The 8,274-nt window shown below is 62.5% G+C and carries 9 protein-coding genes, 1 tRNA gene and 1 pseudogene; 7 read left to right on the plus strand and 4 right to left on the minus strand.

Annotated features, from left to right (window positions below; genetic code table 11):
* The 3 genes from VNZ93_RS01355 to VNZ93_RS01365 form a co-directional block, all read right to left on the minus strand.
* On the minus strand, positions 1 to 1,628 hold a 1,628-nt coding region (locus VNZ93_RS01355; protein WP_325698972.1), incomplete at its 3' end, for a cache domain-containing protein.
* Between the two features lie 33 nt (positions 1,629 to 1,661).
* On the minus strand, positions 1,662 to 2,636 hold the full coding sequence (locus tag VNZ93_RS01360) for an ABC transporter substrate-binding protein (RefSeq protein WP_325698974.1): 975 nt from the start codon (positions 2,634 to 2,636) through the stop codon (positions 1,662 to 1,664).
* 158 nt (positions 2,637 to 2,794) lie between these two features.
* The gene (locus VNZ93_RS01365) at positions 2,795 to 3,019 is read right to left on the minus strand and encodes a hypothetical protein (RefSeq protein WP_325698976.1); all 225 of its coding nucleotides are present in this window, start codon (positions 3,017 to 3,019) and stop codon (positions 2,795 to 2,797) included.
* 30 nt (positions 3,020 to 3,049) lie between these two features.
* On the opposite strand from VNZ93_RS01365, the gene VNZ93_RS01370 reads away from it, so the two are divergent.
* The gene (locus tag VNZ93_RS01370; RefSeq protein ID WP_325698979.1) at positions 3,050 to 3,898 is read left to right on the plus strand and encodes an FkbM family methyltransferase; all 849 of its coding nucleotides are present in this window, start codon (positions 3,050 to 3,052) and stop codon (positions 3,896 to 3,898) included.
* A 254-nt stretch (positions 3,899 to 4,152) separates the two neighbouring features.
* Here the strand turns inward: VNZ93_RS01370 and VNZ93_RS01375 are convergent.
* Positions 4,153 to 4,227: transfer RNA gene (locus tag VNZ93_RS01375), tRNA-Gly, on the minus strand.
* Positions 4,228 to 4,436: 209 nt separating this feature from the next.
* Here VNZ93_RS01375 and VNZ93_RS01380 point away from each other — a divergent pair.
* From VNZ93_RS01380 to VNZ93_RS01405, 6 genes and pseudogenes are all read left to right on the plus strand, one after another.
* Complete coding sequence (locus VNZ93_RS01380) at positions 4,437 to 4,943, plus strand: prolyl-tRNA synthetase associated domain-containing protein (protein WP_325698982.1); 507 nt, start codon at positions 4,437 to 4,439, stop codon at positions 4,941 to 4,943.
* 104 nt (positions 4,944 to 5,047) lie between these two features.
* Complete coding sequence (gene trxA / locus VNZ93_RS01385) at positions 5,048 to 5,971, plus strand: thioredoxin (protein ID WP_325698985.1); 924 nt, start codon at positions 5,048 to 5,050, stop codon at positions 5,969 to 5,971.
* A 58-nt stretch (positions 5,972 to 6,029) separates the two neighbouring features.
* On the plus strand, positions 6,030 to 6,704 hold the full coding sequence (locus VNZ93_RS01390) for an LON peptidase substrate-binding domain-containing protein (RefSeq protein ID WP_325698988.1): 675 nt from the start codon (positions 6,030 to 6,032) through the stop codon (positions 6,702 to 6,704).
* 94 nt (positions 6,705 to 6,798) lie between these two features.
* A pseudogene (locus VNZ93_RS01395) lies at positions 6,799 to 6,998 on the plus strand (Trm112 family protein); the annotation flags it as partial.
* A 58-nt stretch (positions 6,999 to 7,056) separates the two neighbouring features.
* Positions 7,057 to 7,743, plus strand: coding sequence for a glutathione S-transferase (locus tag VNZ93_RS01400; RefSeq protein ID WP_325698994.1), 687 nt, complete (start codon positions 7,057 to 7,059; stop codon positions 7,741 to 7,743).
* Between the two features lie 22 nt (positions 7,744 to 7,765).
* Positions 7,766 to 8,274: alpha/beta hydrolase (locus VNZ93_RS01405; protein WP_325698997.1), on the plus strand; the 509-nt coding region annotated here is incomplete at its 3' end.

Consider the following 8,274-nt stretch of genomic DNA (forward strand, 5'->3'; position numbering starts at 1 on the left):
GCTGCAACGCTATCGACCAGCACCTCCGAATTTTCCGCACTTGAACACAGCCGCGACGCGAGATTCACGACATTGCCGATGGCATTGTAGTGAAGCCGCCCTTCGGAGCCGATGCGCCCGACAGTGGCAGGCCCCATCGCAAGTCCCACACCGAAACCGAGCCGCTGGTCGAGCGCACGCCATCTCACGAGCAGCGTCTGCACGCTGCGCTGCATGTCGCACGCCATGTTGACAGCGCGCAGCGCAGGATCCGGACAGGGCACGGGCGCATTGACCAGCACCATCGCACCGTCGCCGGAGAAGCTGATCAAGGTCGCTTCATGCGCGCCGACCACACGCTCGAGCGCATCGTAATATTCGTCGAGAACGCCCATGACGCTTTCGGGATTGGCGTTTGCCGAGAACGCCGTGAAATTCCGCAAATCGCAGAACACGGCAACGACTTCGACGCGCCGGGCATCGAGGAGCCCGTTCTCGCCGGTGCGGTCGACCAGTTCGGCGACCTGCGGCGCGAGAAAGCGCCTCAGCCGGCCGATGCGTTCGGAACGCTCCTGCGACACCGACAGTTCGCCCGCCATTTCGTTGAAGCGCGTCGCGAGATGCTCGAACTCGTCGCTCGTCGTCAGATTGATCCGGTGATCGAACTGCCCGGCCCCGATGCGCGCGACGCCGTCTTCCAGGACACGGATGGGCCCGACCATCCGCTGGGTCAGCCAATAGGCGAGCGCGGCCGCAAGGATTGCACCGGCAATGAGCACGATCCCGGTGCGCCATAACGCGGCATAGATCGGACCAAAAGCCTCGGCGAGCGGCTGCTTGACGATGATGCTCCAATCGACGCCGGGAATCTGCGCCATTGCGGCCAGGACCGATCGTCCGGAGATATCGCGACCCGCCGTCGCTTGCCCCGGCTGCGCGCGGATCGCTTCGCGCAATTCCTGAAGCGGCTGTTGCGCTGCCTGGTCTGCACGCAGCACGAGATTGATATCCGGATGCGCGATCAGGCGCCCCGGCCAATCCAGCACGAAGGCCTCGCCGGTTTCCCCCACCCGAATTTCGGAGATGACGTCGCGGATGAACTTGAGATTGACGTCGGCCACCGCGACACCGACCGCGGAACGATTGCCGCTCACCGCCATGGTCAGGAACGGTTCGGAGCCACCGTGGAACGTGACGGGACCGAACCACACGCCCTGCGACCGCGCGCCGATCACCGCGGGCGTGAAGGACAGGTCCCTGCCGCTGTCGATGCGGTTCAGGCCGATGCGCGACACGAACAGACGTTCGATCCCGTCCGGATCGACCAATGTGAGACTTTCAATCGCCGGAACCTGGCGGAGTAGACGCGACGTATCGAGCCTGCGCCGGTCGCTGGTGTTCTCCGACCACGGCAACAAGACTGTCCAGCCGAGCTGGTCGCGGATCCCCTCGATGAAGTCCTGGATCTTCACGGCGGCCATGCGCGCCTCCGCGTCCAGGAGATCGTTCAGGCGCGCGCGCTGATCGTGATAGCCGAACCAGGCCTCGATACCGCCGGCGATCAGAAGCGGAACCACCACCGCCGCAAACAGCGCGCGAAAATATTTCCTGAACAGCGAAGCTCTCGGAGCGGCGTGAGAATTGGCCACTGCCTCAACTCACGCCATGACCGTTTGCACCCGTCACTCGATCACTCCATCGGCACTGGTCAGAAGCGACGGTGGAAACGACACTCCGAGCTGGGCCGCGGCCTTCAGATTGATATACAGCTCGACCTTGGTCACGTGTTGCACAGGCATGTCCGATGTCTTTTCGCCCTTGAGGACCCGGCCGGCATAGATTCCGCTCTGGCGATGCGACTGATTGAAATCGCCGCCATAACTCATCAAACCACCGGCGATCGGAAAATCGCGGGACTGGGTTATCGCGGGCACGGCGTGCCTGACGGCAAGCGCGGCAAGCTGCGGGCTGCGATAGGCGAAATAAGGGTCCGAGCTGAAGACGAGTCCGCCGGCGCGCATCTCGGTCACTGCGGTGAACATGCCGTTGAATTCCTCTTCGCTGTGCGCTTTCAGAACAATCAGCTCCAGTCCGAGGCTGTCCGCGGCGGCGTAGAGATTTTTCAACTGCGAACCCGACGTCGGGCTGGTTGGATTGATCGCGACCGCGAACACGTTCCTGCCCGCACGAACCTCCTGCAGGAATTCCAGGCGCTTTCGCGACACCTCGACGCTCAGGCTCGATACGCCGGTGAGATTGCCGCCCGGTCGCGACAGACTGTCGACGACACGAAGCGCAACCGGATCGCCGCCCATCTCGAACACGACCGGAATTTTCGTGGTCGCCGATTTCGCCGCAAGCGCGACTTCCGCACCGCCGGCCGCCACGATCACCGTCACGTTGCGAGCCGCGAGCTCCTTTGCGAGCGCCGGCAGATCGTTGTAGCGGCCCTCGCCCCATCGGAATTCGATGTTGACGGTACGTCCCTCGACATAGCCGAGTTGCGCAAGGCCTTCACGAAACGCCGCAAGACGGCTGCTGTAGCGCTCGGGCGTCTCGGAGCCGAGATAGCCGATCACCGGACTCGCCTGTGCGCCGGCCGGAATGGTCAAGGCTGCAACGCTTCCGGCGAGCGCGATGAAATCGCGACGCCTCATCCGTTGTGAAAGTGCTGCAGCAGCGCAGGGTGCGGACCGCACGGGTCTTCTCCGTTCCAACCCGACATCGCACTTGGTCACAGCATAGCCGCGCAGGCCGGGTTATGGAACCGGGTATGCCTCGGCCTGCCGCGCGAGCCGCTAGGTAGGCGATGCGCTCAATTCGTCGGGACGATGAGTTTCCGACCCCCGCGCCACACGAGCGCGACCTCAATCTGGCCGGGGTTGTGCAGGGGGGCGGCCACGCCGCCGCCAACGGCACCGGTCGCACCGGTGTAAACGTAGAAATCTTTTTTCGGCAGTTTGATGTGGTGATAGCGCAGGTCAGGAGGCGCAGACAGTTGCCTGTTGAAGACATGACGATGGAATGGCAAGCTGAACATTGAAGAAATGGTCTTATAGTTCGGGCACGCATGTTGACAGCCGCTCCAGGTACCATCTCCGCGACGCTTGAAAGACTATTCAAGAAAGAAGTTCGGTACTCAACGGTCATCGATGTCGGCTGCGCCGACGGGCAGTTTTTTCTCGATGCGATGCCTTTTTTTCCGGACGCAACCCCGCTCAACATCGACGCAAATCGTCTGTACGAACCGTCACTCCAGGCCATCAAGGATGCCGTGGGCGGGAACTATCGTATCTGCGCCATCACGGATTTCGTCGGTGAAATCGAGATCACGGAGTCCGCGCATCCTTATTGGTCGTCGATCCGACCCGAGGGCGATCCTTACTGGTCGAGAATCAATGATTTGATCAAGGACAAGTCGAAGGTTGCCGCTACCACGCTCGACACTCTCGCCGAGGAGCTCTTGTTGAAGCCACCATATCTTCTGAAGCTGGATGTGCAGGGCGCGGAAAAGTCCGCCCTTATCGGCGCGCGTTCGGTTCTGGAAAACACTCATGCGGTCATCTGCGAGGCCGACATCGACGACTTCCAGGAAATAAACGGTGTGTTGAAAGATGCGGGTTTTTATCTTTACGATCTCACGACCTTAAGTCGCATCGCAGACGGTACGCTAGGCTGGTTCTATCCCGTCTACCTCAACAACAGGCTCGCGGATCTCCGCGCGCGCGAGTTCTGGGATACAAAGGACAATGACGCGATCATAAACATGCAGCTCGCGAGACGAGCGCAAATTTTGAAATCGAATTCCGAGAGGCTAGCGCGGCTCCGTTACAGCACCGCGAACGTCGGCCGCAACGACGTTTGCCCATGCGGCTCCGGTCGCAAGTTCAAACATTGCTGCGGAACTTACAAAGCGTAGGTCGCAAATACTGGCTGTACGCAAGTTCGCGCGTGCTGGCTGTGGTTCGTTAGCCCGCGAGAAAGTTTACCCTGTTCGGGCTTTTCGTTTTTCTTGCCGGCGGGCCGTCTCGTTAACAGTACGGGCCAACGCTGCCGGCCGTCCGCGGGGTCGCCGTTTAACGAAAAAGGGGATTCCGGCTTGGCTGCGTGTCAATGGCAGCGCCTTATTCCGACGGGCGCCGAAAGGGCTCACGGCTAAGCCCTTGATTTAATTGGAGCGGGCGAAGGGATTCGAACCCTCGACCCCGACCTTGGCAAGGTCGTGCTCTACCCCTGAGCTACACCCGCATCCGTAGTGCCCGGCGCCGCGTCGGCCACCGTGCGGCCTTCCTATGCCAAATGGTCCCAGCCATTGCAACAACAACCCGGAAATAATCGACGGCGGGGTTGATCGGATCATTTCGGTCCGTCATTCCGGGGCACGCACCCCCGGAAATCAGCGAACCGCCCGGTTCCGGGGCCGCCAGCCAGTGCCCGCCCCGAACTGACCTGAAACCATGCCCGCCACGCCCGACGACCTGTTCGCCTTTCTCGATCGCCTCGGAATCCCACACCCCACCGTCTCCCACGCCCCGCTCTTCACCGTGGAACAGTCTCGGGAGGTCGTCGACCGTGTGCCGGGCGGGCACAGCAAGAACCTGTTCCTGAAGGACGCCCGCGGCGCGCTCTATCTGATCGTGCTGCTCGAGGACGCACGGGTGAACCTGAAGGCCGTGCCGGGCATTATTGGTTCGGGGCGGCTGTCCTTCGGGTCAGCCGATCTTCTCCGCGAGACGCTGGGTGTCGAGCCCGGCTCGGTGACCCCTTTTTCCCTGATTAACGACAAGGACCACCGCGTCACACCCGTTTTCGACGCCGCGATGATGGAGCACCCGCTCCTCAACTTCCACCCGCTGGTCAACACCATGACAACCTCGATCGCGCGCGACCATCTCCTGACATTCGCGGCCGCGACCGGGCATACTCCGCTGATCCGCCCCGTCTCCGGCACCGCCGGGAACTGAACGGATTGCATTTGGCCCCTGTCTCGCCATTTAATGGGCTGACCTGTTCGAGCCCGACATGGTGGTCAAAGACCCCGAGGCAGACCCCGTAAGGATTGCTGACAATGCTGCAGAATATTGGCGAGGCGCCGACCGCCGCGCCCGCGAATGACTTGATCGCGGACACCACCACACAGACGTTCGTCAAGGACGTCGTCGAGGAGAGCAAGCGCCGCCCGGTCCTGGTCGACTTCTGGGCGCCATGGTGCGGACCCTGCAAGCAGCTCACGCCGGTGCTCGAAAAGGTGGTGAAGGCCGCCAAGGGCAAACTCAAGCTCGTGAAAATGAATATCGACGAGCACCCGCCGATCTTCCAGCAGATCGCGCAGCAGATGGGTATCCAGTCGATCCCGGCCGTGCTCGCCTTCGTCAACGGCCAGCCGATCGACGGCTTCCTCGGTGCGCTTCCCGAGAAGCAGATCACGGAATTCGTCGAGCGACTGATCAAGGATCGCGTCGGCGGTGAGGAGAAGGACGCGCTCGCCGCGGCCGATGCGGCTCTGGCCGAAAAGGACTATGCCGGCGCGGCCGATCTCTATGCGCAGGTGCTGCAGCAGGACTCCAGCAATGTCGCGGCGCTGGCCGGGCTCGCCCGCTGCTATGTCGGCACGGGCAATGTCGAGCAGGCGAAGAAGACGCTCGAGATGATTCCCGAAGCGAAGCGCAACGACACCGCGGTCGCAGCCGCGCGCGCCGCGATCGAACTGAGCGAACAGACCAAGGATCTTGGTCCGGTCGGCGATCTCGAGGCCAAGGTCGCCGCCGATCCGAAAGATTATCAGGCGCGTTTCGATCTCGCGCTCGCGCTGAATGCCAAAGGCGACCGCAATGGCGCCATCGCGCAGTTGATCGAGATCGTGAAGCGTGATCGCAAATGGAACGATGATGGCGCCCGCAAGCAGCTCGTGCAGTTGTTCGATGCCTGGGGTCCGACTGACGAAGCGACCCTTGAGGGGCGCAAGCGTCTGTCATCGGTCCTGTTCGCATAAACGTGCGAACCGGGATGTGTTTGAGCGATCGAGACTGCGTTAAGGGCGGAGTGCGGCGATGCCCATGAATGCGATCTATCACGGACCGGCGGATCTTCCGGTGGTGATCCCGGTCTTTCCGCTGCCGGGCGCCCTGCTGCTGCCGCGCGGCCAGATGCCGCTCAACATCTTCGAACCGCGCTATATCGAGATGGTCGACGATGCGCTGGCGTCGCGCCATCGCCTGATCGGCATGATCCAGCCGGACAGCGCGCATCCCGGCCCGGAGGAAAAGCCCAATCTGTTCAGGATCGGCTGCGTCGGCCGGATCACCCAGATCGCCGAAAGCGGCGACGGTCGCTATCTGATGCAACTCACCGGCGTGTCGCGCTTCCGGATCGAGGAGGAGCTTGAAGTCGGCACTCTCTATCGCCAGTGCCGCGTGACCTATGCTCCGTTCGCCGACGACTTCGTCGCGCGCAAGGGCGAGGAACAGGTCGACCGCAAGGCGCTGCTTCGTGCCCTCTCGGAGTTCCTGACCGCCAATAATCTCAAGGCCGACTGGGAAGGCATCGAGAATGCCCCGAACGAGGCGCTGGTGAATGCGCTGGCGATGATGTCCCCCTACGGTTCTGCGGAGAAGCAGGCGCTGCTGGAAGCTCCGGACCTGAAGACGCGTGCGGAAATCCTGATTGCCGTGACCGAGATCGAGCTTGCCAAGAACCGGACCGACGGCGAGACGCCGCTACAATAATTTCGTTTCGCGCCGGGCGGCTGCTCCGTCGCGTCCGATAGCGATCGCCGCCAAATCGGGCTACAAACACTTACGTCACGTCATTTGCTGAGAAAGACCATGTCCGACGACAAGGCCCGCGCCGACAGGGTGGATCCGAAGCTGCTGGAAATTCTGGTCTGCCCGCTGACCAAGGCGGCGCTGGAATACGATCCGGTGAAACAGGAGCTGATTTCGCGCAGCGCCAAGCTTGCCTATCCGATCCGCGACGGCATCCCGATCATGCTTGCGGAAGAAGCGCGGCGCCTGGATTGACTTGCGCCCCCGTCGCAGGCCGATGCCGCCATGGCCCGAGCTGCCGCTGAAGACGTGAATGCCCGGCACAAGGCCGGGCATGACGGTGCCGATCAGATCAAGCCACCAGGAAATCCATCTCATGCTGAAGATCTACGGGCGCAACACATCGTCGAATGTGCAGAAGGCGATGTGGGCGGTGGGCGAACTGAACCTCAATCACGAGCGCCTCGATGTCGGCGGCGCCTTCGGCAAGAACAGGGAGCCCGACTATCTCGCGATGAATCCGAACGGCCTCGTGCCGACGCTGGTCGAAGGCGACTTCATCCTCTGGGAATCCAACGCGATCGTGCGCTATCTCGCGCGCATCTACGGCGCCGGGACTTTGGAGCCATCCAGCCAGAAGGAGATCGCTCTCGCCAATCAATGGATGGACTGGCAGCTATCGGTCGTCGCACCCGCAATCTTCAACGCGTTCTGGGGTCTGATCCGCACGCCCGCCGAAAAGCGCGACATGACGGCGATCGCCGAGTCCCAGCGCAAGACCACCGTCGCAATGGCCATGCTCGACGCGCAGCTCGGCCGGACGGCGTATGTCGCCGGCGATCGCTTCTCGATGGGCGACATCCCGGTCGGCGTGATGGCCTATCGTTTCCGCCAGCTCTGCCCCGAGCGCCCGAACATGCCGAACCTCGAACGCTGGTATGCCGAGATCGAGAAGCGTCAGGCATTTCAGGATCACGTCGGGTCAATTCCCTTGAGCTGATCCGGAGGGTCGGGAGACTTTGATGCGTCTAGCGCTGGCGGCTTGCCTTCTTGCAGGGCTGGTCATGGCCGCGGCGTCGCATACGGCAAACGCACAGATGATCGAAGAACCATGGTCCGTGGGCGGCGTGCAGGGCACGATCGCCAGGCCTCAAAATCATACGCGCGGCCCCGCAGTGCTGATTCTCGCCGGCTCGGGTCCGACCGATCGCAACGGCAATGGGCCAGGCTCTCCTTCGGCTCTCTTCACCGACAGCTACAAGCTGCTTGCCGCGGGCCTGGCGAAGAGCGGCATCCTCTCGCTGCGCTACGACAAGCGCGGCATTGCGGAAAGCCGCGCGCTCGTCACGCGCGAAGACGAGTTGCTGTTCGAGAGTTTCGTCGCCGACGCGGTCGCCGCGGTGCAAAGTCTCGCCGCGCGGCCGGATGTGTCGTCGGTCCTGATCGCCGGGCACAGCGAAGGCGGGATGATCGCACTCGCGGCCGCGGCGCGCGTGCAGGTCGCAGGCCTGATGCTGCTCACCACGCCGGG

The sequence above is a fragment of the Pseudorhodoplanes sp. genome, from assembly GCF_035565795.1.
In the GTDB taxonomy this organism is placed as follows: domain Bacteria; phylum Pseudomonadota; class Alphaproteobacteria; order Rhizobiales; family Xanthobacteraceae; genus Pseudorhodoplanes.